The 24,606-nt window shown below is 65.1% G+C and carries 24 protein-coding genes; 1 reads left to right on the top strand and 23 read right to left on the bottom strand.

Annotated elements, in window-relative coordinates:
* Positions 1-94 precede the first annotated feature (94 nt).
* The 9 genes from ACK6C6_RS05085 to rpsF all read right to left on the bottom strand — a co-directional run bounded on the left by ACK6C6_RS05085 (position 95) and on the right by rpsF (position 7,711).
* Positions 95-802: a putative bifunctional diguanylate cyclase/phosphodiesterase gene (locus ACK6C6_RS05085; protein ID WP_409266226.1), complete on the bottom strand. Its 708-nt coding sequence runs from the start codon at positions 800-802 to the stop codon at positions 95-97.
* The gene (locus ACK6C6_RS05080; protein WP_409266224.1) at positions 730-2,823 is read right to left on the bottom strand and encodes a diguanylate cyclase domain-containing protein; all 2,094 of its coding nucleotides are present in this window, start codon (positions 2,821-2,823) and stop codon (positions 730-732) included. The genes ACK6C6_RS05085 and ACK6C6_RS05080 overlap by 73 nt, the downstream gene beginning before the upstream one ends.
* Positions 2,824-2,933: 110 nt before the next feature.
* A complete protein-coding gene (locus ACK6C6_RS05075) occupies positions 2,934-3,944 on the bottom strand; it encodes an inorganic phosphate transporter (RefSeq protein ID WP_209589005.1) in 1,011 nt (336 codons plus the stop codon).
* Positions 3,945-3,977: 33 nt separating this feature from the next.
* Positions 3,978-4,604 carry a DUF47 domain-containing protein gene (locus tag ACK6C6_RS05070; protein WP_027866752.1) on the bottom strand — a complete coding sequence of 209 codons (627 nt, stop codon included), beginning with the start codon at positions 4,602-4,604 and terminating at the stop codon, positions 3,978-3,980.
* A gap of 87 nt (positions 4,605-4,691) precedes the next feature.
* Positions 4,692-6,077, bottom strand: a complete 1,386-nt coding sequence (locus ACK6C6_RS05065) for a replicative DNA helicase (RefSeq protein ID WP_209589004.1) — start codon at positions 6,075-6,077, stop codon at positions 4,692-4,694.
* A gap of 105 nt (positions 6,078-6,182) precedes the next feature.
* Positions 6,183-6,635, bottom strand: coding sequence for a 50S ribosomal protein L9 (gene rplI / locus ACK6C6_RS05060; protein WP_027866750.1), 453 nt, complete (start codon positions 6,633-6,635; stop codon positions 6,183-6,185).
* Between the two features lie 37 nt (positions 6,636-6,672).
* Positions 6,673-6,963 (bottom strand): 30S ribosomal protein S18, encoded by a 291-nt coding sequence (gene rpsR, locus ACK6C6_RS05055; RefSeq protein WP_027866749.1) that lies wholly within the window; start codon positions 6,961-6,963, stop codon positions 6,673-6,675.
* Between the two features lie 42 nt (positions 6,964-7,005).
* Positions 7,006-7,296, bottom strand: a complete 291-nt coding sequence (gene priB, locus ACK6C6_RS05050) for a primosomal replication protein N (protein ID WP_209589003.1) — start codon at positions 7,294-7,296, stop codon at positions 7,006-7,008.
* Between the two features lie 28 nt (positions 7,297-7,324).
* Positions 7,325-7,711 (bottom strand): 30S ribosomal protein S6, encoded by a 387-nt coding sequence (gene rpsF, locus ACK6C6_RS05045; protein ID WP_020656856.1) that lies wholly within the window; start codon positions 7,709-7,711, stop codon positions 7,325-7,327.
* A gap of 273 nt (positions 7,712-7,984) precedes the next feature.
* Between rpsF and lexA the strand changes: the two genes are divergently transcribed.
* Entirely contained in the window at positions 7,985-8,617 is a 633-nt protein-coding gene (gene lexA / locus ACK6C6_RS05040) for a transcriptional repressor LexA (RefSeq protein WP_027866747.1), read from the top strand.
* A 36-nt stretch (positions 8,618-8,653) separates the two neighbouring features.
* On the opposite strand, the gene ACK6C6_RS05035 is transcribed toward lexA, so the two are convergent.
* The 14 genes from ACK6C6_RS05035 to asd form a co-directional block, all read right to left on the bottom strand.
* Positions 8,654-9,388 (bottom strand): tetratricopeptide repeat protein, encoded by a 735-nt coding sequence (locus ACK6C6_RS05035; RefSeq protein ID WP_409266219.1) that lies wholly within the window; start codon positions 9,386-9,388, stop codon positions 8,654-8,656.
* Between the two features lie 99 nt (positions 9,389-9,487).
* On the bottom strand, positions 9,488-10,726 hold the full coding sequence (locus ACK6C6_RS05030; protein WP_409266217.1) for a cystathionine gamma-synthase family protein: 1,239 nt from the start codon (positions 10,724-10,726) through the stop codon (positions 9,488-9,490).
* 4 nt (positions 10,727-10,730) lie between these two features.
* Positions 10,731-12,254 carry an amidophosphoribosyltransferase gene (gene purF, locus ACK6C6_RS05025; protein WP_036214332.1) on the bottom strand — a complete coding sequence of 508 codons (1,524 nt, stop codon included), beginning with the start codon at positions 12,252-12,254 and terminating at the stop codon, positions 10,731-10,733.
* Positions 12,255-12,291: 37 nt separating this feature from the next.
* Positions 12,292-12,780, bottom strand: coding sequence for a CvpA family protein (locus tag ACK6C6_RS05020; protein ID WP_027866743.1), 489 nt, complete (start codon positions 12,778-12,780; stop codon positions 12,292-12,294).
* Between the two features lie 28 nt (positions 12,781-12,808).
* Positions 12,809-13,750, bottom strand: coding sequence for an SPOR domain-containing protein (locus ACK6C6_RS05015; protein ID WP_409266216.1), 942 nt, complete (start codon positions 13,748-13,750; stop codon positions 12,809-12,811).
* 12 nt (positions 13,751-13,762) lie between these two features.
* Positions 13,763-15,061, bottom strand: a complete 1,299-nt coding sequence (folC, locus tag ACK6C6_RS05010) for a bifunctional tetrahydrofolate synthase/dihydrofolate synthase (protein ID WP_409266214.1) — start codon at positions 15,059-15,061, stop codon at positions 13,763-13,765.
* 69 nt (positions 15,062-15,130) lie between these two features.
* A complete protein-coding gene (gene accD, locus ACK6C6_RS05005) occupies positions 15,131-16,003 on the bottom strand; it encodes an acetyl-CoA carboxylase, carboxyltransferase subunit beta (protein WP_409266213.1) in 873 nt (290 codons plus the stop codon).
* Positions 16,004-16,152: 149 nt separating this feature from the next.
* Complete coding sequence (locus ACK6C6_RS05000; RefSeq protein WP_409266211.1) at positions 16,153-16,452, bottom strand: hypothetical protein; 300 nt, start codon at positions 16,450-16,452, stop codon at positions 16,153-16,155.
* Between the two features lie 109 nt (positions 16,453-16,561).
* Positions 16,562-17,359 (bottom strand): tryptophan synthase subunit alpha, encoded by a 798-nt coding sequence (gene trpA, locus ACK6C6_RS04995; protein WP_409266210.1) that lies wholly within the window; start codon positions 17,357-17,359, stop codon positions 16,562-16,564.
* A gap of 43 nt (positions 17,360-17,402) precedes the next feature.
* Positions 17,403-18,644, bottom strand: a complete 1,242-nt coding sequence (gene trpB / locus ACK6C6_RS04990) for a tryptophan synthase subunit beta (RefSeq protein ID WP_036214321.1) — start codon at positions 18,642-18,644, stop codon at positions 17,403-17,405.
* On the bottom strand, positions 18,628-19,320 hold the full coding sequence (locus ACK6C6_RS04985; RefSeq protein ID WP_409266209.1) for a phosphoribosylanthranilate isomerase: 693 nt from the start codon (positions 19,318-19,320) through the stop codon (positions 18,628-18,630). Before ACK6C6_RS04985 ends, trpB begins: the two co-directional genes overlap by 17 nt.
* 20 nt (positions 19,321-19,340) lie before the next feature.
* Positions 19,341-20,141, bottom strand: coding sequence for a tRNA pseudouridine(38-40) synthase TruA (gene truA / locus ACK6C6_RS04980; protein ID WP_409266207.1), 801 nt, complete (start codon positions 20,139-20,141; stop codon positions 19,341-19,343).
* Positions 20,138-23,134 (bottom strand): FimV/HubP family polar landmark protein, encoded by a 2,997-nt coding sequence (locus ACK6C6_RS04975; protein ID WP_409266206.1) that lies wholly within the window; start codon positions 23,132-23,134, stop codon positions 20,138-20,140. The genes truA and ACK6C6_RS04975 overlap by 4 nt, the downstream gene beginning before the upstream one ends.
* Positions 23,135-23,466: 332 nt before the next feature.
* A complete protein-coding gene (gene asd / locus ACK6C6_RS04970) occupies positions 23,467-24,594 on the bottom strand; it encodes an aspartate-semialdehyde dehydrogenase (RefSeq protein ID WP_409266205.1) in 1,128 nt (375 codons plus the stop codon).
* Positions 24,595-24,606: the final 12 nt, after the last annotated feature.

The following is a 24,606-nucleotide window of genomic DNA, read 5'->3' as shown; positions in this document are numbered from 1 at the left end:
GCAGCGACGCCGCGGGCGGCAGCGGTGGCGAGCGCCACCGTGTAATATTACTACCAGCGTTAGTACAAATGTAAAGGAACACGCAAAGAAAGTTTCAAAGTCGCGGACCCGGCCAGACATGCGCCGCCGGCACCCGGTACTCCTCTGGGGGAACCGGGCGCGAAAAGAAATAACCCTGTCCTTCGTCGCAGCCGAGGGTCTGCAGCAGCTGCATCTGCCCCTGGCTCTCGATGCCCTCGGCCACCACCCGCATGCCGAGCGCGTGCGCCATCGCGATCATCGAGGCGATCAGGGTGTCGCCCTCGGGATGTTCGATCCGCAGCACGAAGGCGCGGTCGATCTTGAGCACGTCGAAGCGCAGCTTCTGCAGCTGGGACAGCGACGAGTAGCCGGTGCCGAAATCGTCGATGCACAGCTTGATGCCCAGTTCGCGCAGCTGGCTGAACACGGCCGACTCGCCGATCCCCTCCTGCATCATCGACGATTCGGTGACTTCGATTTCCAGCAGCGCCGGGTTGATGCCGTGGCGCGCGATCGCGCTGCGGAACTGCGTCATCACGTCGGACTGGCTGAACTGGCGCGGCGAGATGTTGACCGAGACCGGCACCGGGGCCGTTCCCTCGCGCGTCCAGCTGGCCAGCTGGCGGCAGACGCTGTCGATCACCTGTTCGCCCAGCTGGACGATCAGCCCGGTCTCTTCCAGCAGCGGAATGAAGCGGTCCGGCCCGGTCAGCCCGCGCCCCGGGCGCTCCCAGCGCACCAGCGCCTCCATGCTCGATGCGGTCCCGGTGGCCAGGTCCACGCGCGCTGGTAATGCAGCACGAACTGGCGCTGGTCGATCGCGCGCCGCAGTTCCATCTCGGTCTCGAGGCGGGCACGGATGGCCTCGAAGAAGCGCGACTGGAAGAAGCAGAAGCCGCCCTTCCCTTCGGTCTTGACCGAGTACATCGCGATGTCCGCATGCTTGAGCAGGGTCTCGGCATCCTCGCCGTGCTCGGGAAACAGGCCGATCCCGATCGAGGCGCCCAGCACGTGGGTGGCGTGCTGCACGTGGAAGCCGTCGTGGAAGGCTGCGAGGACGCGGCCGGCGACGTGCTCGACGTCTTCCCGGCTGCCGACCTGCTCCAGCAGCACCACGAACTCGTCGCCGCCCAGCCGCACCACGTGGTCGCGCGGGCGCACCGCCAGTTTCAGGCGCTTGCCGACGGTACGCAGCAGCTCGTCGCCGGCCGCATGCCCGAGCACGTCGTTGACGGCCTTGAAACCGTCGAGGTCGATGAACAGCACGGCCAGCCCATGCCCGCCAGCGCGCGCCCGCGCGATCGCCCGCGGCAGGAATTGCTGGATCCAGTAGCGGTTCGGCAGGCCGGTGAGCTCGTCCGAATTGCTCCTTCGCTCGAGCTCGGTCAAATGCGCCTTCGATTCGCTGATGTCGCGGATCGTGACCGCCAGGTCGCCGTTGGCGCGCACCGCCTTGTAGCGGATCCAGCGGGCCCGCAGCGGCTGGTCGGGCGCCGGCTCGACCGGCAGTTCGCGGTCGTAGAAGCCGGTCTCGAGGGCCTGGCACAGGCGCTCGCAGGCCCGCTCGAACAATTCGCCCCGGTAGAACTCGGACAGGCGGTGGCCGATCAGCTCCTCCGCCTGCCTGCCGAACATGGCGGCGCCGTGCTGGTTGCAGTCGACCACGCTGAAATCGCGGATCACCCCATGCCGGTCGCGCAGCGGGCGGTTGATGAAGAAGCCGTCGCCGGCGTCCTCGGTGGCCAGGCGGTAGGCGGCGCGCAGGGCGTCCATCTGGTGCTGGCGCCAGCGCGCATGCACGAAGACACCGGTGGCCAGCAGCCCGGCCAGCATGATCCAGGCGCTGTTCCACCAGGCGGCGGCAAGCCGGGCCTCGCGGTGGGCCCGGAAGGCCGCCATCGCGGTGTACTCGTCGACGCCGACGATGCCGATCAACCCGAGGTCGGGAAACGGCTGCCAGCCGACCACGCGCTGCCGCCCGTCTGCGAACCAGCGCCGTCCGCCGAGCAAGGCCACGCCCTGCGGATCGCGGCCCGGCATGGGTGCGCGCAGGAATGGCTTGCGGTAGGAATGGACGGTGTTGCCGGTGCGGGTGGCCAGCAGGGCGCCATCGGTGCGCGCCACGGCGGCGAAGCCATAGTTCCCCAGGATCCACTCGGCGTAGTGCTGCGTAAAGAATGCAGGCAAGACGTTGATCAGCACAATGCCGTCGAAGCGCCCGTCGGGGGTCAGGAGCGGACGCGAAAAGGCGACCACCTCCTGCCCGGTCAGCTGGGCGTCCAGCGGTCCGCTCAGGTACAGACGATCCTCGAGGGCATGCTGCTGCGCGACGAAATAGGGCCGGTTGCCGAAATAGCGGCCGACGGCGCCCGGATGGGTGCTGGTGACGGCGATGCCATTGCGGTCGATGAACGCTACCGCCGATATATATTGTTGAGAAAAGATCCCTGCTTCCAGGGTGCCGGCAAGATCGCCATGGCTGTCCGAGCTGGCCCAGGTGTGGCGCAACAGGAGCAGCAGGCGGTCGGTCTCGTCGATCGAGCGGCGCGTGCGGATGACAAGGCTGTGCGCATAGGCCCCGGCCTGCTGTTCCAGCTCGGCGCCGCGCTCGCGCTCGTCGTGCCCCAGCCCGCGCAGCACATGGCTCCACAGCACGGCGATGACGACCAGGGCGATCGCCGGCCACACGAGCAGGAGCGACATCCGCTGGCGCAGGAAGGCCAGGAAGGGACGCAAAGGGCTGTTCACACCGAGACCAAGCGTGCTCGCGGCCGGGATCGCCTTATCGATACGCGGATTCATGATTCCTGCGCGGCATGGGGGCGGCAAGCCAGTATAACCCCCGCGCGCCCGCGGGACGCAAAAAAGCCCGGACAGGCCGGGCTTTCCATGCAGCAGCGAAGGGGCGCTTCTTACATGATGTGGGTGCCGATCCACCAGGCGATCGCGGCCATGAAGGCCGAGGCCGGGATGGTGAAGATCCAGGCCCAGACGATGTTGCCCGCCACGCCCCAGCGCACCGCCGACATCTTCTGCGAGGCACCCACGCCGACGATCGCGCCGGTGATGGTGTGGGTGGTCGAGACCGGGATGCCGAAGTAGCTCGACATCAGGAGGGTCATGGCGCCGCCGCTTTCCGCGCAGAAGCCGCCGACAGGCTTGAGCTTGGTGATCTTCTGGCCCATGGTCTTGACGATGCGCCAGCCGCCGAACAGCGTGCCGAAGGCGATCGCGGCATAGCAGGAGATGATGACCCAGGCCGGCGGATGGGTGTCGCTGGCGCTGACGTAGCCGGCCGCGATCAGGAGCATCCAGATGATGCCCATGGTCTTCTGCGCGTCGTTGCCGCCGTGGCCCAGCGAGTAGGCTGCGGCCGAGGCCAGCTGCAGGCGGCGGAACCAGGTGTCGACCTTGCGCGGCGTCGACTTCACGAAGGTCCAGGACACGATCAGCATGATGATCGACCCGAGGGCGAAGCCCAGCATCGGCGCGACCACGATGAAGGCCACGGTCTTGAGCAGGCCGCCGGAGATCAGCGAGCCGGTGCCTGCCTTGGCCACCGCCGCGCCCACCAGGCCGCCGATCAGCGCGTGCGAGGACGAGGACGGGATGCCGTAGTACCAGGTGATGATGTTCCAGGCGATCGCCCCGACCAGCGCACCGAAGATGACGTAGTGGTCGACCACGTGCGGGTCGATGGTACCCTTGCCGATGGTCTGCGCCACCTTCATGTTGACCACGAAGATCGCGATGAAGTTGAAGAAGGCCGCCATCGCCACCGCATGCTGGGGTTTCAGCACGCCGGTCGACACCACGGTGGCGATCGAGTTCGCCGAATCGTGGAAGCCGTTCATGAAGTCGAATACCAGTGCCAGCAGCACCAGGAAGCCCAGCACGTAAATGCTGATGTTAATAGTTTCCATGTTTATTCTTGTTGTGCGTGTGCGCTGTGCACGTTACGCGTTCTCGACGATGATGCCTTCGACGATGTTCGCCACGTCTTCGCAGCGGTCGGTGACGGTTTCGAGGATCTCGTAGATCGCCTTCATCTTGATCAGGTTGCGCACGTCCGGTTCGTCGCGGAACAGCTTGGACATGGCGGCGCGCATCACGTGGTCGGCGTCCGATTCAAAGCGGTCGATCTCTTCGCAGATGGCGACGATCTTCTGGGCGTTGCCCATGTCGTGCAGCAGGGAAACAGCTTCCTGCACCTTCTTGCAGGCCGACAGGCACAGTTCGGCCAGGCGCGCGGCTTCCGGGGTCACGGCGTGCAGGTCGTACAGCGAAACGGTCTGGGCCGCGTCTTCCATCATGTCGAGGATGTCGTCCATGCTGGTGATCAGCTTGTGGATGTCATCGCGGTCGAGCGGGGTGATGAAGGTCTTGTGCAGCAGGTCGACGCATTCGTAGGTGATCTTGTCTGCTTGTTTTTCGATGCTTTCGACGGCGTGGGTGCGGTTTTCCAGGTCGTCGAAGTTGGTCATCAGGCCAACCATTTCCTGCGCGCCCTTCACGCACAGGGCGGCGTGTTGGTTGAACAGGTCAAAAAACTTGCCCTCCTGGGGCATCAGGCGTCCGAACATATTATTCTCCGTTGTGAATCTCTTGGGACTTCGAGACCGCTACCACGGCTGGCAGCGGCGAGGTGGTAAATCGCGGCTTATTGCTTCTTAATCGCCCTGATAGATGCTCAGGTTGCCGCTGTAGTTGCCGAACTTGGTGTAGGAGCCGATCCAGGTAAGGCGAATCGCCCCGATCGGGCCATTACGCTGCTTACCGATGATGATCTCGGCGGTTCCCTTATCGGGCGAGTCGGGATTGTAGACCTCGTCGCGATACAGGAAGATGATAACGTCGGCGTCCTGTTCGATAGCGCCCGATTCGCGCAGGTCGGACATGACGGGTCGTTTATTGGGTCGCTGTTCCAGCGAACGGTTCAGCTGGGACAGTGCGATGACGGGGCAATGCAGCTCTTTCGCCAGGCCTTTCAGGCTTCGCGAGATCTCGGAGATCTCGGCCGCGCGGTTGTCGCCCGGCTGGCTGCCCTGCATCAGCTGCAGGTAGTCGACGATGATCAGGCCCAGCTTGCCGCACTGGCGCGCCAGGCGTCGTGCCCGTGCGCGCATCTCGATCGGGTTCAGCGCCGGCGTCTCGTCGATGTAGAGCTGGGCGTCGTTCATCTTTTGAATGGCGTGCGTCAGGCGCGGCCAGTCTTCGTCGTTCAGGCGGCCGGTACGCAGGCGGTGCTGGTCGAGCTGGCCCACCGAGCCGAGCATACGCATGGCCAGCTGGGCGCCGCCCATTTCCATGGAGAAAACAGCCACCGGCAGGCCGGCTTCGATCGCGACGTTCTCGCCGATGTTGACCGAGAACGCGGTCTTGCCCATCGACGGACGGCCGGCGACGATGACCAGGTCGCCCGGCTGCAGGCCCGAGGTCATGCGGTCGAGGTCGATGAAGCCGGTCGGCACGCCGGTGATCTCGCCCTGGTTCTCGCGCGAGTACAGCTCGTCGATGCGCTCGACCACTTGCGTGAGCAGCGGCTGGATCGGGTTCCATCCCTGCTGGCCGCGGGCGCCGGTTTCGGCGATGGCGAAGATCTTCGATTCGGCCTCGTCAAGCATCTGCTTGACTTCCTTGCCCTGCGGGTTGAAGGCGTTGCCCGAGATTTCGTCGGCGACCGTGATCAGGTTGCGCAGGATGCCGCGGTCGCGCACGATCTCGGCGTAGCGGCGTATGTTGGCCGCCGACGGCGTGTTCTGCGCCATCGCGTTCAGGTACTGCAGGCCGCCCACCTCCTCGGCCTTGCCCAGCATGTTGCAGGCTTCGTAGACCGTGATCACGTCCGCCGGCTTGCCGGCGTTGATCAGGCGGATCATCTGTTCGAAGATGATGCGGTGGTCGTAGCGGTAGAAATCCTCTGCGTGCATGAAGTCGGCAATGCGGTCCCAGGCGGCGTTATCGCGCAGCAGGCCGCCGATGACGGACTGTTCTGCTTCGATGGAATGCGGCGGGATGCGCAGGGAATCGACTTGCGGATCGGATGGGGAATTCATGGCGGGCATTATACCGTTTCCGGTCACACGGCTGAAATAATTGGCGAGTTTCCAGGAATAAAAAAAGCCGGGCGAACCCGGCTTTTTCATTTATACAACAGCAGCTTAAGCAGCTTCGCCGACGACAGCGATGGTGATTTCCGAGACGACGTCGGTGTGCAGCGCGACGGCGACCGGGAATTCGCCGGTGGTCTTCAGCGGACCGGTCGGCATGCGAACCTGCGACTTCTCGACCGGGAAACCTTGCTTGCTCAGGGCTTCGGCGATGTCGAAGTTGGTGACCGAACCGAACAGACGGCCGTCCACGCCCGCCTTCTGGGCGATGGTGACGGTCATGCCGCTCAGCTTGTCGCCTTGCGCCTGGGCAGCCGACAGCTTCTCAGCTGCTGCTTTTTCCAGTTCGGCGCGCTTGGTTTCGAACTCGGCCACGGCGGCCTGGGTAGCGCGGCGTGCCATTTTTTGCGGGATCAGGAAGTTACGTGCGTAACCGTCCTTGACTTTGACGACGTCGCCCAGGTTACCGACGTTGACGACTTTTTCGAGCAGAATAACTTGCATATTTTTTCTCCAGGATATCTAGCTGACGTGCCGCGATTTAAGCGTTGTGCAGGTCGGTGTACGGCAGCAGCGCGAGGTAGCGTGCGCGCTTGATGGCGGTGTCGACCTGGCGCTGGTAGTGCGCCTTGGTACCGGTCAGACGTGCCGGCATGATCTTGCCGTTTTCCTGGACGAAGTCCTTCAGGGTGTCGACGTCCTTGTAGTCCACCTGTTCCACGCCTGCGGCGGTGAAGCGGCAGAACTTCTTGCGCTTGAACAGCGGGTTCTGCTGCTTGCGCTTCATTTTTTCTTTAGCTTTGTTTTTGTCGAACTTTTTACCGAATGCCATGTTGAGGCTCCTGTATCTGTAATCTAAATAGGCCGAGTACTGTTACGCGGCACTGAAATCAATGATGTGAAACACCAAGGCTTTGCTGTTGCGGTTTTTCCTTGCGAGGAATCCTTCGAAGCGGTAGGCGGCGCCGAGTTCGGCGCTTTCCAGCCTGCCTGAAATCTCGCCCGCGCCGAGCGCAGGGATTTCAAACGCGACCTGCCTTGCCACTCCGGCCTCGACCTGCTGCGAATCGTGCATCAGGATCGCACCCACGATGGGGACGCCGGCCGGGGTGAAACGCAGTACGTCTCGCTCCGCGATGGTCGCGATGAGCTGGAACCGGTTCACTGCGTTCTACGAATTCCCGAGAAAAAACTTAGGCAGCGGCGGCCGGAGCAGCGGCTGCTGCTTCTGCGCGGTGGCTCTTGGCTGCGTCTTCGCGCTGGACCGACTTCATCATCGGCGACGGTGCGGTTTCGGCCTTCTTCATCTTGACGGTCAGGTGACGCAGGACGGCATCGTTGAACTTGAATGCGGTTTCCAGCTCGACCAGGGTCTCGTTGTCGCACTCGATGTTCATGCAGATGTAGTGAGCCTTCGGCAGCTTCTGGATCTGGTAAGCCATCTGGCGACGGCCCCAGTCTTCCACGCGATGGATGTTACCGCCGCGGCTGGTCACCGTGGTCTTGTAACGCTCGATCATCGCCGGAACTTGTTCGCTCTGGTCCGGGTGGACGATAAAAACGATTTCATAATGACGCATGCAACACTCCTTGAGGACGTTTAAACAAATGCCCACCTCGGCGTCAAGACGAGTGTGGGAAGGGAAAGCCTTCGATTATAGCCTGAAAAACCGGTGAATGGGAACCCATGGCATGGCCCAGCCCGGCCGATGGCGGCGAAAAGCGGGCATCGGCGCCACGAATGCGGACGCACTGCACAAATTTTTTACAGTTTTCCTGTGTTTGCCCTTGCGCATATCAGAATACTGTACAAAAATACAGTCTGCTCTTACAACTAATGCCGTAAAACACCCATGCTCAAGCTCACTGCAAGGCAAGAACAGATCCTTAACCTGATCAAGGAAGCGATCGAAAACACCGGCTTCCCGCCGACCCGCGCCGAAATCGCGGCCGAGCTGGGTTTCAAATCGGCCAATGCGGCCGAAGAACACCTGCAGGCCCTGGCGCGCAAGGGCGCCATCGAGATTTCCCCGGGCACCTCGCGCGGCATCCGCCTGGTCGGCGCCTCCGTCGAACAGGTCCCGATGGTGCCTGCGGCCCTCATGATGTCGCTGCCGCTGGTCGGCCGCGTGGCCGCCGGTTCGCCGATCCTGGCCCAGGAACACGTCGAAGCCACCTACTCCGTCGATGCCGCCATGTTCTCGGCGCGCCCCGACTTCCTGCTGAAGGTCAAGGGCTGGTCGATGCGCGATGCCGGCATCTGCGACGGCGACTTCCTGGCCGTCAAGAAGATCGACAGTGCCAAGAACGGCCAGATCGTGGTGGCCCGCCTCGGCGAAGAAGTCACGGTCAAGCGCTACCGCAAGACCGGCAACCTGGTCGAACTGCTGCCGGAGAATCCGGACTTCAAGGTGATCCAGGTGAACCCGGAAGACGAGTTCGCTTTGGAAGGCCTGGCCGTCGGCCTGATGCGCAGCTGGCACTAAGCCTGCGCCCACCAAGCCGCCGGCTTGCCCGGCGGCTTATTGAATCTTCTTGTCCGCCCAGTGGGAATCCTTCTTGGCGGATTTCACCATCTGGTTGTGCTCGGTCACATAGGCATCGGTCGCCGAGCGCCATGCGGCGTAGTCCGCCAGCACCAGCTTCGAACCCACCTTCGCTTCCTCGGTCAGGTTTTCCTGCAGCTGGGCCAGGTAGGCATTCGATTTCTCCATCTCCTCCTTGTTCATCAGCTTCTGGATGTCGCTCGGGACGCGCTTGGTCAGCGGCAGCGACGCGTTCAGGTTGGTGACGTACTTGTTGTAGCACTCCTGCCACGTCTGCACGGCCGCGCTGATGCGGTCGATGTCGGCATTGACCTTCGACATCGCGGGAATGCGCGGCGCGGTGCAGCGGAACTCGCCCGACTTCAGGTCTTCGCCGTCGTAGCCCTTGATCCAGTAATCGATGTCCTTGCGGCGCTTGACGCGCTGCTCGATCAGTTCGAGCGAGGCGATCGCGACCTTGTTGCCCTTGGCGGCGGACTTCTTGAACAGATCGACGGCCCTGGCTTCGTCGACCTCCCCTGCTTCGCCATAGAAATACATCTGGCCCAGCGCCTGCTGCGCGGCCGGATTACCGGCATTGGCCAGCTTGGTGTAGATCTTCATCGCGCCCGCGTAGTCCTTCTTCTCGAACAGGGCATTGGCGTCTTCCAGCTCGCCGGCAAAGGCGGCGCCGCACAGCAGCAGGGATGCAAGGAACAGCGTGGTCTTCATGGGCGGATCGGTGTGATGAAAAGAAATCCCATGATAGCGGCAATCCGGCGCCGGGCTCAACCGCTGAAACAAAAACGGCAGCCTCGGCTGCCGTTTCGCTCACGCGTCGAGCGCCTGGCGGAAGTCCGCCAGCAGGTCCTCGGTATCCTCGATGCCCACCGAGACGCGGATCAGGGACTCGGCGATGCCCATGCTGGCGCGCCGCTCCGCGCCCATCTCGAAGAAGATCGTGTGCGCCACCGGGATCACCAGGGTGCGGGTATCGCCCAGGTTGCTGGCCGGGATACCGAGCTTCAGGCGGTTCAGGTAGTCGAAGGGGTCGATACTATCAACCAGCTCGAAGCTCATCAGCGAGCCGCCGGCGTGGAACAGCTCTTTCGTGATGCCGTTCTGCGGATGCGAGGCCAGTCCCGGGTAGTGGACGGCCGCCACGCGCTCATCAAGCTCCAGCATCTGCGCCAGCGCCAGCGCATTCGCGCTGGTGCGTTCCATGCGCAGCGCCAGCGTCTCGGCGCCCACCGCGATGTGGTGCGCCGCTTCGGGCCCGAGGGCCGCGCCGAAGTCGCGCAGGGCCTTGGCGCGCAGCTGGGCCAGGCCCTGGGCAGCTAGCGGCTGCTTGCGGAAGTTGGCCGCGATGTGCGGGTAGGCGCTCCAGTCGAACAGGCCGGTATCGGTCAGGGCGCCGCCCAGCGCGATGCCGTGGCCGCCGATCGACTTGGTCAGCGAATTGACCACCAGACCCGCCCCCACCGCCTTCGGGCGGAACAGCCAGGGCGTGGTCATGGTGTTGTCGACCACGTACAGGATGCCGCGCTCGCGGCACAGCTGGCCGATGCGCGCCAGGTCCGCCACCTGGGTGCGCGGGTTGGCGATGGTCTCGACGAACACCATGCGGGTATCGGGCCGGAGCACCGCTTCCACGTTGGCGACCTCGGTGGCATCGACGAAGTCCACCGCCACGCCCTGGGCTGCCACCGTCTGCCACAGGCTGTTGGTATTCCCGAACAGGAAGGACGACGAGACGATGTGGTCGCCCGCCCTCAGCAGGCCCTGGAACAGCGCGCCGATGGCGCCCATGCCGGTCGCGAAACAGATCGTGCCGACGCCGTCTTCCATCTTGCTGATCTTGTCCTCGAGCGCGGCGACGGTCGGGTTGCCCTGGCGGCCGTAGCGGAAGCCCGGTTCCTTGCCCTGGAAGACCGAGGCCAGCTGGCGCGCATCGTTGTAGCCGAAGGCCACCGACGTGTGCACCGGCTTGTGCAGCGAGCCCTGCTCGATGTTCTTCCTGCGGTCGTTGTGCAGGATGGTGGTGGTGAAGCCGTACTTCTGCTCGCTCATGGTCTTACTCCGCCGTGGCCGGACGGTTGAGATTGAGCTGGTTGGTGGCCGCATCCTCGACGCCCTTGCTGCCGCCCTTGTGGCGCGCCGATTCCTGGCGATCCAGGTATTCCGGCGTCACGTCGCCGGTCACATAGACGCCGTCGAAGCAGGAGGCCTCGAAATTCTTCAGCGCCGGATTGACGTCCGAGATCGCCTTTTTCAGCGCATCCACGTCCTGGTAGACCAGGCGGTCGGCGGTGATCTCCGCGCAGATTTCCTCATTGGTGCGGCCATGGGCGATCAGCTCGTCGCGGGTCGGCATGTCGATGCCGTACACGTTCGGGTACAGCACCGGCGGCGCGGCCGAGGCGAAGAACACCTTGCGCGCGCCGGCGTCGCGCGCCATCTGCACGATTTCGCGGCTGGTGGTGCCGCGCACGATCGAATCGTCGACCAGCAGCACGTTCTTGTCCTTGAATTCGGAGGCGATCGCGTTGAGCTTCTGGCGCACCGACTTCTTGCGCATGTTCTGGCCCGGCATGATGAAGGTGCGGCCGATGTAGCGGTTCTTGATGAAGCCTTCGCGGTACTCGACGCCGAGCTTCAGGGCCAGCTGGATCGCGGCCGGACGCGAGGAATCGGGGATCGGCATCACGACGTCGATCTCGTCGACCGGGATCTCCTTGCGGATCTTGTCGGCCAGGTATTCGCCCATGCGCAGGCGGGTCGCGTAGACCGAGGCGCCGTCGATCACCGAGTCCGGACGGGCCAGGTAAACGTATTCGAAGGCGCAGGGATTCAGCGACGGATTTTCGGCGCACTGGCGCTCGTGCAGCTGGCCGTCGTTGGTGATGAACACCGCCTCGCCCGGCGCGATGTCGCGCACGAAGCGGAAGCCCAGGCCTTCCAGCGCCACCGATTCGCTCGCCACCAGGTACTCAAGGCCGTGCTCGCCCTCGTTCACGCCCAGGCACAGCGGACGGATGCCGAACGGGTCGCGGAAGGACAGCATGCCATGACCGGCGATCTGCGCCACCACGGCGTACGCCCCGCGCACGCGGCGGTGCACCGCCGCCACCGCCTTGAAGATGGCGTCGGTGTCCAGATTGTAGCCGTCGGCCGCTTCCTGGATCTCGTGGGCCAGCACGTTCAGCAGCACTTCCGAATCGGAATCGGTGTTGATGTGGCGGCGGTCGTTCTTGAACAGCTCTTCCTTGAGCTGGGCCTGGTTGGTCAGGTTGCCGTTGTGGGCCAGGGTGATGCCGAACGGGGCGTTGACGTAGAAGGGCTGCGCTTCTTCCTCGCTCGAGGAGCCGGCGGTCGGATAGCGGCAGTGGCCGATACCGGTATTGCCCTGCAGCGTACGCATGTTACGGGTACGGAACACGTCGCGTACCAGGCCATTGGCCTTGTACATCGAGAACATGCTGCTGTGATTGGTTGCAATACCCGCCGCGTCCTGGCCGCGATGCTGCAGCAGCAGCAAGGCGTCATACAGAAGCTGGTTGACGGGATTGTTCGAGACGACGCCGACGATGCCACACATGGTGCGCTCCTAAAACTGGATTGCTGATTACGAAAGATTAGTAGTTCACGTGCTGCGCCAGGGCAGCAGGGAGAAATGGTTTGACGGTGCGCGCTCCGGTTTCCGCCATCGGCGAGAGCAGCGCGTTCCTCCAGAAATCCTGTTGCGGGATGGACGTCATCCCACACAATATGACGGCGGCCAGCACGATTACAATGCCGCGCGCCAATCCAAATAATCCACCCAGGCCGCGGTCCGCAAGGCTCAGGCCGGTGGCCGTGATCAGGGCCCCGATCGCCAGCGACAGCAGGCCCATCAGGATGCGCACGCCGAGGAACAGCAGCACGAAGGCCATGATGAGGCGCGCGGTCTCGCCGGGCAGCAATTCCGGCAGCATCGGCGCCAGTGTCGCCCCGTAGGCATTCGCCACCACGAAGGCCACGATCCAGCCCAGCAGCGACAGGATCTCCTTGACCAGCCCGCGCAGGGTGGAAATGATGACCGACGATACCAGAACGAACAAGACCAGGTAATCGAAAATCGTCACGCCGCCAGTCCTTGCCTGCCACTGTGGATCAGAGCGGCACCATGGTGCCGGACAGGCCCATGGCGATAAGCTTGGAGCGGATCTTCTCGCCCTCTTCCTTGCTGTACGGACCCACGCGCACGCGGATCAGGTCACCGGATCTCTCGGTGAAGGAAGACACGCCGGCGGCGCGCAGGCGGCCCTGCAGCTCATCGACCTTTTGCTGGGTCGCCAGCGCGGCCACCTGCACCACGTACTTCTGCGACGGGCCGGTGGCCTTCACGACCGGCTTGCCCTCCAGGATGGCCATGGCGCGCGCGGCGTCGTTCTGAACCGGGGCCGGCTTCACCTCGACCGGCTTGACCGGCGGCTTCTCGGCAGGTTTTTCAAGCTTCTTCGGCTCCAGGTCGGCGACCTTCGGGTGCGCTTCAAACTTCGGCTCGCGCTTGGGCTCCGGCTTGACCGGTTCCGGCTTCGGCTCGGCCCTGGCCACGGCCGGCTCGGTGCGGGCGGTGTCGAGGGTGCGGACCGGCGGCGGATCGGCCGGCGCCGTCGCCACCCTGGCTGCGGGCGCCGGCGGCTGGGCCGTCTCGAGCGGCGCCTCGTCCATCGGCTCGACGATTTCCTCGCCGCTGTCGACGCTGGCCGCGGCGGGTACCGGCAAGGCCGCCGCCTTGTCCTTCGACGGGATGTTGATGGCGATGTCGGCGCCGAGCGGCTTGGGCTCGGAATCGAGCAGCATCGGCAGGCCGACCGCCGCGGCGAGCGCCAGCGCGATCGCGCCTACCAGGCGGCGGCGCGCGCGCTTCTTCTCGGGGAGGATCGGATCGGCGCCGGCACGGCCACGGCCGCGGGTGGCGCCTTCGCCGGCATTGGACGCGCGCTTGGCGCGGGCCTGCTGCCCATAGGCGGCGTCGTCGTCCTTGACGAAGTGGCCGCTGTCCCGGACAGTGTCTTGCTTGTTTTTGCTACCGAACGAGAACAAGCCCATGCGTATCTAGAATCAGTGTAGTGAGTTTTTGCGGGCCGCCATGACGCCGGCGACCGTGTAGAACGAGCCAAAGACCACAATTCTATCATTCTCCCCAGCCCGGCTCACGGCATTCGCATAGGCTTCGGCCGGAGTTGCAAAGGCAGTCACCGAAAAATCGCCTTCTTTCGCGCCCGCAGGCCGCAATGCGGAGAGCTTTTCGGCCAGCTTCTGCGGGTCGCTCGAGCGCGGCGACGGCAGCGCGGTGACGCACCAGTGGTCGACGATCTCGCGCATCGGGGCGATCACGGCCTCGATGTCCTTGTCTTCCATGATGCCAAACACCGCATAGGTGTAGCGGTGGAAGCCCATGTTGCCGAGGTTGTGCGCGAGGGCCGCCGCTGCATGCGGGTTGTGGGCCACGTCCAGCACCTGGGTCGGACGGCCCGGCAGCACCTGGAAGCGTCCCGGCAGCTCGACCATGGCCAGGCCCGCACGCACTTCCTGCGCGCCGCAGGGCAGCTGCATGCGCAGCACCTCGAGCGCGGCCAGCGCGGCCGAGGCGTTGAGCAGCTGGTTGGCACCGCGCAGGGCCGGATAGGCCAGCGAATTGCGGCGCTGACCGCGGCCGCCATAGCTCCATTGCTGCTGGTCGCCCTGGTAGTTGAAGTCCCGCCCCAGCAGCCACAGGTCGGCGCCGATGCTTTCCGCGTGATCGATGAGCGATTGCGGTGGCACCGGATCGCTGCAGATCGCGGCCTTGCCCGGACGGAAGATGCCGGCCTTTTCAAAACCGATCTTCTCGCGGGTGTCGCCCAGATAGTCGGTATGGTCGATGTCGACGCTGGTGACGATCGCCACGTCGGCGTCGACCACGTTGACGGCATCGAGGCGCCCGCCCAGGCCGACCTCGAGGATGGCGACGTCCACGCCGGCCTGCGAAATCAGGTGCATGATCGCCAGCGTGGTGAATTCGAAGTAGGTCAGCGAGACCTCGCCGCGCACGGCTTCGACCGCATTGAACGCCTGGATCAGCGCCTCATCGGACGCCATCTCGCCATTGATGCGGGCGCGCTCGTTGAAGTCGAGGAAGTGCGGCTTGATGTACAGGCCCACGCGGTAGCCGGACTGCAGCAGCACGGCTTCCAGCATGGCGCAGGTCGAGCCCTTGCCGTTGGTCCCGGCCACCATGATCACGGGACAGCTGAAGGCGAGCCCCATGCGTTCCTTGACGGTGCGGACACGGTCGAGGCCCATGTCGATGTGGGTTTCGGCATGGCGCGACTCGAGCAGCGCCAGCCAGTCGGGCAAGGTGGTCGGAAGAGTGGACATTGGATGGACTTCGGTGAGTGCGCGCGGGGGCGCTGGTGCGGACGCCTGGGGGCCCGCACCGGGACGGGATCAGGCCAGCGCGTCGGCGGCCTGGTTTTGCAGCAGCGCCAGCAGGCGGGCGATTTCTTCGCGCATCTTGCGGCGGTCGACGATCATGTCGACGGCGCCCTTCTGCACCAGGAACTCGGCGCGCTGGAAGCCTTCCGGCAGCTTTTCGCGCACGGTATTCTCGATCACGCGCGGGCCGGCGAAGCCGATCAGGGCTTTCGGCTCGGCGATGACGACGTCGCCCATGAAGGCGAACGAAGCCGAGACGCCGCCCATGGTCGGGTCGGTCAGCACGGAGATGAACGGCAGCTTCTTCTCGGACAGCTTGGTCAGCATGGCGGTGGTCTTGGCCATCTGCATCAGCGACAGCAGGCCTTCCTGCATGCGGGCGCCGCCGGTGGCGGTGATGCAGATGAAGGGCACCTTCTGCTCCAGCGCCACCTGGGCGCCGCGCACGAAGCGTTCGCCGACGACCGAACCCATCGAGCCGCCCATGAATTCGAATTCGAAGCAGGCCACGACGACCGGCAGGCTCATGATCGAACCGCCCTGCACGATCAGGGCATCGGTCTCGCCGGTGGCGTCCATGGCCTGCTTGAGGCGGTCCGGGTACTTCTTGCTGTCTTTAAATTTCAGGGTGTCGACCGGCAGGGCTTCCTGGCCGATCTCGTAGCGGCCACCCTCGTCCAGCAGCGCATCGAGGCGCTCGCGGGCGCGGATGCGCATGTGGTGGTCGCACTTGGGGCAGACGTGCTGGTTCGATTCCAGGTCGGCGCGGTACAGGACCGATTCGCACGACGGGCACTTGACCCACAGCCCTTCGGGCATGGTCTTACTCTTGGCGGCATCGGAGCGCTGGATCCGTGGGGGCAGCAGTTTTTCTAGCCAACTCATCTTTTCTCCTTGCGGCAAGTCTTCGAAGTGGCGGTAGTGTAGCCGCAAGCGTGCCGCTTGTCGAATCATGTCGGCCTGCCAATTGCCATTCCGACATCAAACAAAAAAGGGCGCCATCGTGGCGCCCCCATGCTGCCGCGGTTGCCGCGTCAGGTCTTGGCTCCGACGCCGGGCATCTCGGCGACACTGTACTCCAAGCCGCCGACACGCCGCGCCACGAGGTTGTAAAGCCAGGCCACCAGACCGGTGCATAGAAACGTAATCAGGCCATAGACAAGAGGGGCAATTAACAGCGTCATGATGGCTACACCAATGCCTGCGCCAAGACCGCCGCCGACGAAGCCGGCTGCTGTTACGATCAGCATAATGGGCAGCGACATTACTGTGTAAAGCACGGCCAGTACTTTAGCTGACTGACCTACCGATACGTTGACAATCTGTATTTTCATCGCGGGATCCAAGAATTGTTTAGGGGAACAACGGATCCACTGTACTGCGATGATTTACAGCACAAGACGCGGCAGCACAAACCGCGTCTTGCGTGAAGGCAACCTTCGTTCAGGCGTCCAGCGCGCTGCGGATACCCGAGGTGAAACTGCGCACTGCGTCCACAGCCTGCCCTTTCGGCACCGACTCCAGCTCCTGGATGATGCGGCTGCCGATCACCACCGCGTCCGCCACTTCCGCCACCGCCCGGGCGGTGGCACCGTCGCGGATGCCGAAACCGACGCCGATCGGCAGCTTGACGTGCTCGCGGATCGCGCCCACGCGTTTGGCCACGTCGGCCGTGTCGATGCTGCCGGACCCGGTCACGCCCTTGAGCGAGACGTAGTAGCTGAAGCCGCTGCCGTACTGGGCCACCTGCTGCACCCGCTCCGTGGTCGAGGTCGGCGCCAGCAGGAAGATCAGGTCGAGCTCGTTGGCGCGCATCGCTTCGGCGAACGAAGCGCACTCTTCCGGCGGATAGTCGACCACGATCGCGCCGTCCGCGCCCGCCTCCTTCGCGCAGCGAATGAAGTTGTCGGGGCCGATGCGCTCGATCGGGTTGGCGTAGCCCATCAGGACCACCGGCGTCGTCGCATTCGTCTTGCGGAATTCGCGCACGAAACCGAAGACGTCCTGCAGGCCGACCTTGAACTTGAGCGCGCGCTCGCAGGCGCGCTGGATCACCGGGCCTTCGGCCATCGGGTCGGAAAACGGGACGCCCAGTTCCAGGACGTCGGCGCCGCCTTCCACCAGGGCGTGCATCAGCGGCACGGTCAGTTCGGGACCGGGGTCGCCGGCGGTGATGAAGGTGACGAGGCCGGTTTTATTTTGCGCCTTGAGGGCGGCAAAGGTTGATTCGATACGGGACATGCTGTTCTTTCTATTAAAGGTTCACGAGGGTGCGGGAAGACGGTCAGCTGAAATCCAGCCCCATCCTCTGCGCCACCGTGTGCATGTCCTTGTCGCCGCGGCCCGACAGGTTGACCAGGATGAGCTGGTCCTTCGGCAGCGTGGCCGCCAGCTTGGTCGCGTAGGCGATCGCGTGCGAGGACTCGAGCGCCGGGATGATCCCCTCGATGCGGCAGCAGTCGTGGAAGGCCTGCAAGGCTTCCTCGTCCGTGATGCTCACGTATTCTGCGCGCTTGATGTCCTTCAGCCAGGCGTGCTCCGGCCCCACGCCCGGGTAATCCAGGCCGGCCGACACCGAATGCGTCTCGATGATCTGCCCGTTCTCGTCCTGCAGCAGGTAGGTGCGGTTGCCGTGCAACACGCCCGGGATGCCGGCGCTCAGGGACGCCGCATGCTTGCCCGTCTCCAGGCCCTCGCCCGCCGGCTCGACGCCGACCAGCTTCACGCCCGGCTCGTCGATGTAGGGATAGAAGATGCCCATCGCGTTCGAACCGCCGCCGACGCAGGCCAGCACGTAGTCCGGCTGGCGGCCGGTCATGGCTGGCATCTGCACGCGGCACTCCTCGCCGATCACGGACTGGAAGTCGCGCACCATCATCGGATACGGGTGCGGCCCCGCCACGGTGCCGATGATGTAGAAGGTGCTCTCGATGTTGGTGACCCAGTCGCGCATCGCTTCGTTGAGCGCGTCCTTCAGGGTCTTGGAGCCGGACTCCACCGGCACGACGGTCGCGCCCAGCAGTTTCATGCGGTAGACGTTCTGCGCCTGGCGCTTGACGTCCTCGCTGCCCATGTAAACCACGCACTCCATGCCGAAGCGCGCGCAGATGGTGGCGGTAGCCACGCCGTGCTGGCCCGCGCCGGTCTCGGCGATGATGCGCTTCTTGCCCATGCGGCGCGCCAGCAGGGCCTGGCCGATCACGTTGTTGATCTTGTGCGCACCGGTATGGTTCAGGTCTTCGCGCTTGAAGAAGATCTGGGCGCCGCCCACCTGCTCGGACCAGCGCTTGGCGTGGTAAACGGGCGACGGACGGCCGACGAAGTGGGCCAGTTCGTAGCGGAATTCCTCGAGGAATTCGGGGTCGTTCGAGAAGCGCGCGTAGGCCTCGTTCAATTCGGCCAGCGCATGCGACAGGGTCTCGGCAACGAAGCTGCCGCCGTAGGGGCCGAAGTGCCCGGTCTGGTCGGGCAGCTGGTAATCCGGGGTCTGGAACAGCGGCGTGTTGCCGCTAGGACGATCTTTCATGATGGTTCTCACTCGATGGGATGGCGTCGGCGGCCCGCACTGCGCCGATGAAATCGGCAAGCTTGCAGGCATCCTTGATGCCCTTCTGCGCTTCGACGCCACTGCTGACGTCGACCGCGAAGGGACGAACACGTACCACCGCGTCAGTCGCGTTGTGTGCGTTCAACCCACCACTCAAAACGACCCGAGGCGCGAGCTCTTTTGGGACGAGAGACCAATCGAAGACCTTTCCTGCGCCGCCGTAGGCGTCCACCCAGGTATCCAGCAACAGGCCGGAGAACCAGGGGCTGGCGGCGCGGTATATACCTTCGTATTCTAGCAGTTCATCCGGGCTTGTGTCCGGCCGGACGCGGAAGGCTTTCACGAAGGGCCGCGCTACGTCCGCGGCCAGCGCCGCGCACTGCTCGACCGTCTCGTCGCCGTGGAACTGGATCAGCGACAGCGGCGTCCGTTCGGCGACCGCCCTCACCTCGTCCACCGTCGCGTTGACGAACAGCGCCACCGCGCTGACATAGGGCGGCAGCGCCCGGCACAGCTCGGCCGCCTGTTCCGGCGTGACGTAGCGCGGACTCTTCGGATAAAAAACGAAACCCAGCGCGTCGGCGCCGGCACTGACGGCCGCGCGCAGGTCTTCCGCGCGCGTGATGCCGCAAATTTTGATACGGGTGCGTTGCATGTCGATTTCCAGGTAGTGGCTCAGAGCCACGGGAGTGGATGCGCAGGCTCTTGCGGCAATCCCCACTTGGGATCGTAATCGATTTTCGCCAGGTACAGGCCGTCCGGCATGAACGTAGGCGCGGCCACGTCGCGCGAGCGGCTCTCCAGCACTTCCTTCATCCAGCCGGGTTCGTTGCGGCCCGTGCCCACATAGATGAGCGAGCCAACGATGTTGCGCACCATGTGATGGAGAAAAGCGCTGGCGCGCACCGTGAACACGAGCACGTCGCCGTAGCGCTGGATGCTCACCTCGTGCATCTGCTTGACCGGCGAATTGGCCTGGCAGCCCGAGGCGCGGAAGGCCGAGAAATCGTGCTCGCCGATCAGGTACTGGCCGGCTTCACGCATCAATTCCACGTCGAGCGGACGGAATACCCAGCCGGCCCGGTTCGCCAGCAGCGCCGAGGGATTCGGGTTGTTGTACAGCACGTAGTGATAGGTGCGCGAGCGCGCCGAGAAGCGCGCGTGGAACTCGTTACCCTCGGCATCCGGCTTGACCTCGTGCGCCCAGCGCACCACGATCGAGTCGGGCAGGAAGGCGTTCACGCCGCGCACCCAGCTCTGCATGGCGCGGTCGAGCTCGGTGTCGAAGTGGACCACCTGCTCGATGCCGTGCACGCCGGCGTCGGTGCGGCCGGCGCAGGTGGTGCCGAGGAAGGTACAGGCGAACTTCTCGAGGGCGATCTCGAGCTGGTCCTGGACCGTATTGCGCGCCGGCTGCTTCTGGTAGCCGTTCCAGGCGGTGCCTACATACTGGACACCCAGTGCGATGCGCCTCACGCGAGCAGGGAGCGCATTGCGCTGGCCTTGCTCACCTGTTCGCTGCTGCCACCCTTGATGACTTCATCGAGCAGCTCGCGCGCACCTTCCTTGTCGCCGATTTCCTGGTAGGCGATCGCGAGATCGAGCTTGGTTTCCATTTCCATGTGCTCCGGCGACAGCGCGGCCGGCTCCAGAGCCTCGCCCGGCACCGGCAAGTCTGCCGCGCTCACTGCGGGCTGGTCGAAGGACGGCAGCTCGAGGTCGATGTCGGCCAGGTCGAAGGACGGCTCGCTTGGTGCGGCAGCGGGCGCGGTCGCCGGGAACTCGTCCAGGGCGGACGGGTCTTCGTCGGCGGCCGGGCTGGCTGCAGCTGCCGGCGGCGCGTCGAATTCGAAGGGCTCGACCGCAGGCTGGGACAGGCTCGGCGCGGGGCTTGGCACGGCCGGGCTGCCGAAGTCCATGGTATCGAGGTCGAACAGCGGATCGTCCGCACCGTTCGAGGTCGCCGTTGCGCCGAGGATGGCGGGCACCTCTTCGTGGAACGGGGTCGCCTCGGCCACGGCGGCGGGCGCCACTGCGGCAGGCGGCAGGCCGAAGTCCATGGTGTCCAGGTCGAACAGCGGGTCCTCTTCGGCGGCGGCCGTGGCCAGCGCAGGCACCTCGTCTTCGTCGACCGCGGGCAGCGGCGGCAGCTCGAATTCGGCGGCCAGGCCGGCCATGTCGCGGTCGGTGGCGCCCGGGACGGCGGCTGCCACATCCGGCTGCGCGGCGGTTTCCGGCTCGCCGAAGCTCATGTCGAAGGCGAGATCGAAAGGCTCTTCGCCGGCGGGGGCAGGCGCGGCGCCCAGGTCGGGCGGCGTGATCGGATCGAGCGCGAAGTCGAGGTCCGGCACGGCGGTGTCGTCAAGCGCGGCGTCGCGGCCGGGGCCGGCCATGGCGATCGGTTCGGTGCTGGCGACCGGTTCGAAGCTCAGGCCGCCGAGGTCGAAGTCGAGCGAGTTGTCCTCGAGGCGCTGCTCGGCCACCGGAGCGGCGAGCACATCGGCTTCCGGCACGGCAGTCGGGTCCTGCTGCTCGTCGTGGTCCATCGCGGCGTAGGCCCCACCGGCCATGGCGCCCGCGCCCAGGGCCGCCATCGGGGCGCCGCCGCGGAACGAGGCTTCGAGCTGCTGCGACAGCAGCGACTGCTGGTCGCGCTCCTGCGGGCTCGGGTTCGGTGCGACCGGCGCCGCACCGGCAGCAGCGGCATACAGCGGATTGGACGGGTCGATGCTCAGGCCGAGCGCGGCCGCCTGGGCCCACTCGTCACCCATGCCGCGCGTCAGGCTGTACAGCTCGCTGGCCTGGGTCTCGAAGGCGCGCAGGTCCTTGCGGGCGGCATAGATCTCGAGCAGCTTCAGGCGCACGGCATGGCGCTCCGGATGGGTGCGCAGCGCTTCCTTCAGGATCTCCTCGGCCTGGGCGTCGCGGCCGTAGGCGATGTAGACGTCGGCTTCGGCGACCGGGTCGACTTCATTGGTGTCGAGCTGGGAGGCCGACGGGGCGAAGCTGGAATTGAACACGCTGTTGCTGGTGTCGACGCTCTGGCCGCCCGCTTCCGCGAACAGCGAGTGCGCCCCCTGGGTCGGCACGCCCAGCACCGAGGGCTCGGCGACGATGCCCTTGGCGCCGTCCTGCTTTTTCCGGCGGCGCTGCGAGATGCCCAGCGCGCCCAGCAGCAGGATGGCGGCGCCGGCGGCGACGATATTGATGTTGTCCATCAGGATATCGGCGAAGCCCTTCTCCGCAGGCTTGGGCTCGGCCGGCGCTGCCGGCTTGGCGGTCGGGGCCGGCTTGACTGCCGGTGCGGCGGGCGTGCCGGTGGCGGCGCCGGCGACGGCGCCCGCCGCGGCGGCGTTCTGCACCTCGCTGCCGGAGCGGCTCTTCACCGTCATCAGCTGTTCCAGCTCGTTGACGTTCTTCTCGAGTTCCTTGACGCGGGCCTGGGCCTGCTCCAGTTCGCGCTCGCGCGCGATGCTGTCTTCGGCGCTCGCGGTGGCGGCTCCTTGGGCGCCGGTGGCCGCCTGGGTGGCTTTCGACAGGCGCAGCTGGTCCTGCGATTCGTTGGCGGCGGTCGGGCGTTCCTCGACCTTGGCGGTGATCTTGCCGGCCGCGCTCTGGCCGGCCTGCGGCGTACGCTGCGGGGCGGCGTTGGCCACCTGCCCTGCCAGTTTGTTGCGGTAGGCGTTGAAGTCGGCCGCGTGCGCGACCACGATGCCGCGCGCCTCGGCGTCGCCGGTGCCGCTTCCTCGAATTGCACCGGAATCCGGCACCGACAGGATCTGGCCCGACTTCAGGCGGTTCATGTTGTTGCCGATGAAGGCGTCCGGATTGGCGCGGTACAGCGCCACCAGCATCATGTCGAGCGAGATGTCGGCAGGCTTGAGCTTGGCGGCGATCTTGCCCAGGGAGTCGCCCTGGCGCACGCGGTAGCTCGACGGGGTCTCGGCCGTGGCGGCTGCAGGCGCTTCGGCGCGCGGCGCCGGAGCCTGCTGCGGCTGCTGCGCGACCGGCGCCGCCGGCTGCGGCACCGCTGGCCGCGGCTGAGGGAGCGGCGCGGACGGCTGGGCCGCTGCCGGGCGGGTCTCGGCCGCCGCCTGGGCCGGCTGGGTGTTACGCAGTTCGGCCGGATCGAGCAGGAAGGTGTACTCGCGCACCAGGCGGCCGCTGTTCCACGACAGCTCGATCAGCATGTCGACGAAGGGCTCGTTCAGCGGCTGGCTCGAGGAAACGCGGATGAACTGGCGGCCGGCGCGCTGCTCCACATTGAAGCGCAGCGACAGCAGGGCCGGGTTGAATTCGATGTTGGCCGCGCGGAAGGCTTCCGGCGAGGCCAGCTTCACTGCCAGGCTCGATGCATCCTCGCCGGCGGTCGTCGTCAGTTCGATTTCGGCACGCAGCGGCTGGCCGAGTGCCGACAGCACCGTCAGCTTCCCGAGGCCCGCAGCCGAGGCGGCGGACGACAGGAGCACGGCACTTGCCACGGCCGCGGTGACTGATTTCAGCGCAAATGCCATGAGCGGAGGACGGTGAGGAAAATGCATAATCGGCAGTGAGAGAAAGTTGGCCAGAGGAAAGACGATTTCCCAGGAGTCTCAACATATCATCATGCTCTGGAGCATGCAAGCTCCCAGCGCACAAGCTCGTCGAGGGAGCTGGAGATATGTGGCCAGAATGACCGATGCGGGGCGTGTTTGATAGCGTTTGATTACAATCGCTTAGCACTATTACAGCAGGTGTGGCAAGGCTGCCAACACGATACGCAGGGCCAATCGAGGATCGGCCCTGCAGGGCTTCTTGCTTGTTACTTGTCCAGCACGATGCGCAGCATGCGGCGCAGCGGCTCGGCGGCGCCCCACAGCAGCTGGTCGCCGACGGTGAAGGCCGACAGGTAATCATTACCCATCGACATCTTGCGCAGGCGGCCGACCGGGATGCCCAGTCCACCGGTGACGGCGGCCGGCGACAGGTCGCGCATCGAGGCTTCGCGGGTATTCGGCACCACCTTCACCCATTGGTTGTGCGAGGCGATGATGTCGTTGATCTCGTCCAGCGGCACATCCTTGGTGAGCTTGATGGTCAGCGCCTGCGAGTGGCAGCGCATCGCGCCGATGCGCACGCACAGGCCGTCCACCGGAATCGCCCTGGAACCAAAACCTTCGCCGCGGCCGAGGATCTTGTTGGTCTCGGCGCCGGCCTTCCACTCTTCCTTCGACTGGCCGTTGCCCAGGTCCTTGTCGATCCACGGAATCAGGTTGCCGGCCAGCGGCACGCCGAACTGTTTGGTTTCCTCAGCCGACAGGCCATGCTGGGTCGCCAGCACGGTACGATCGATCTCGAGGATGGCCGAGGCCGGGTCGTCCAGCAGCGGCTTGACAGCGCCGTTGATGGTGCCGAACTGGGTCAGCAGCTCGCGCATGTGCTGGGCGCCGCCGCCCGATGCCGCCTGGTAGGTCATGGAGCTCATCCACTCGACCAGGCCCTGCTCGAACAGGCCGCCCAGGCCGATCAGCATGCACGACACGGTGCAGTTACCGCCGATGAAGTTCTTCACGCCGCGCGACATGGCGTTCTTGATGACTTCCTTGTTGACCGGGTCGAGCACGATGACGGCGTCGTCGTTCATGCGCAGGGTCGAGGCCGCGTCGATCCAGTAGCCGTTCCAGCCGCTGGCGCGCAGCTTCGGGAACACGTCGGTGGTGTAGTCGCCGCCCTGGCAGGAGATGATGATCTCGCACTTCGAGAGTTCGGCGATGTCGGTCGCGCTCTTCAGGGTGGTTTCGTTCTTCGCCATCTTCGGCGCTGCGCCGCCCGGGTTCGAGGTGGTGAAGAACACCGGCTCGATGTGGTCGAAATCGCCCTCTTCCTGCATGCGCTGCATCAGGACCGAGCCCACCATGCCGCGCCAGCCAACCAGGCCTACTAGTTTCATTTTGCTTTCCTT

Source organism: Massilia sp. BHUDP2 (assembly GCF_046236355.1).
GTDB lineage: Bacteria > Pseudomonadota > Gammaproteobacteria > Burkholderiales > Burkholderiaceae_D > Telluria > Telluria varians.
This window is presented reverse-complemented; position numbering and strand designations above follow the sequence as displayed.

Bases quoted from the DNA above. Each gene is read 5' to 3' on its own strand.
- ACK6C6_RS05080 (WP_409266224.1), bottom strand. From the start codon at position 2,823: ATGAATCCGCGTATCGATAAGGCGATCCCGGCCGCGAGCACGCTTGGT.
- ACK6C6_RS05075 (WP_209589005.1), bottom strand. From the start codon at position 3,944: ATGGAAACTATTAACATCAGCATTTACGTGCTGGGCTTCCTGGTGCTG.
- ACK6C6_RS05070 (WP_027866752.1), bottom strand. From the start codon at position 4,604: ATGTTCGGACGCCTGATGCCCCAGGAGGGCAAGTTTTTTGACCTGTTC.
- ACK6C6_RS05065 (WP_209589004.1), bottom strand. From the start codon at position 6,077: ATGAATTCCCCATCCGATCCGCAAGTCGATTCCCTGCGCATCCCGCCG.
- rplI (WP_027866750.1), bottom strand. From the start codon at position 6,635: ATGCAAGTTATTCTGCTCGAAAAAGTCGTCAACGTCGGTAACCTGGGC.
- rpsR (WP_027866749.1), bottom strand. From the start codon at position 6,963: ATGGCATTCGGTAAAAAGTTCGACAAAAACAAAGCTAAAGAAAAAATG.
- rpsF (WP_020656856.1), bottom strand. From the start codon at position 7,711: ATGCGTCATTATGAAATCGTTTTTATCGTCCACCCGGACCAGAGCGAA.
- lexA (WP_027866747.1), top strand. From the start codon at position 7,985: ATGCTCAAGCTCACTGCAAGGCAAGAACAGATCCTTAACCTGATCAAG.
- ACK6C6_RS05035 (WP_409266219.1), bottom strand. From the start codon at position 9,388: ATGAAGACCACGCTGTTCCTTGCATCCCTGCTGCTGTGCGGCGCCGCC.
- ACK6C6_RS05030 (WP_409266217.1), bottom strand. From the start codon at position 10,726: ATGAGCGAGCAGAAGTACGGCTTCACCACCACCATCCTGCACAACGAC.
- purF (WP_036214332.1), bottom strand. From the start codon at position 12,254: ATGTGTGGCATCGTCGGCGTCGTCTCGAACAATCCCGTCAACCAGCTT.
- ACK6C6_RS05015 (WP_409266216.1), bottom strand. From the start codon at position 13,750: ATGGGCTTGTTCTCGTTCGGTAGCAAAAACAAGCAAGACACTGTCCGG.
- folC (WP_409266214.1), bottom strand. From the start codon at position 15,061: ATGTCCACTCTTCCGACCACCTTGCCCGACTGGCTGGCGCTGCTCGAG.
- accD (WP_409266213.1), bottom strand. From the start codon at position 16,003: ATGAGTTGGCTAGAAAAACTGCTGCCCCCACGGATCCAGCGCTCCGAT.
- ACK6C6_RS05000 (WP_409266211.1), bottom strand. From the start codon at position 16,452: ATGAAAATACAGATTGTCAACGTATCGGTAGGTCAGTCAGCTAAAGTA.
- trpA (WP_409266210.1), bottom strand. From the start codon at position 17,359: ATGTCCCGTATCGAATCAACCTTTGCCGCCCTCAAGGCGCAAAATAAA.
- trpB (WP_036214321.1), bottom strand. From the start codon at position 18,644: ATGAAAGATCGTCCTAGCGGCAACACGCCGCTGTTCCAGACCCCGGAT.
- ACK6C6_RS04985 (WP_409266209.1), bottom strand. From the start codon at position 19,320: ATGCAACGCACCCGTATCAAAATTTGCGGCATCACGCGCGCGGAAGAC.
- asd (WP_409266205.1), bottom strand. From the start codon at position 24,594: ATGAAACTAGTAGGCCTGGTTGGCTGGCGCGGCATGGTGGGCTCGGTC.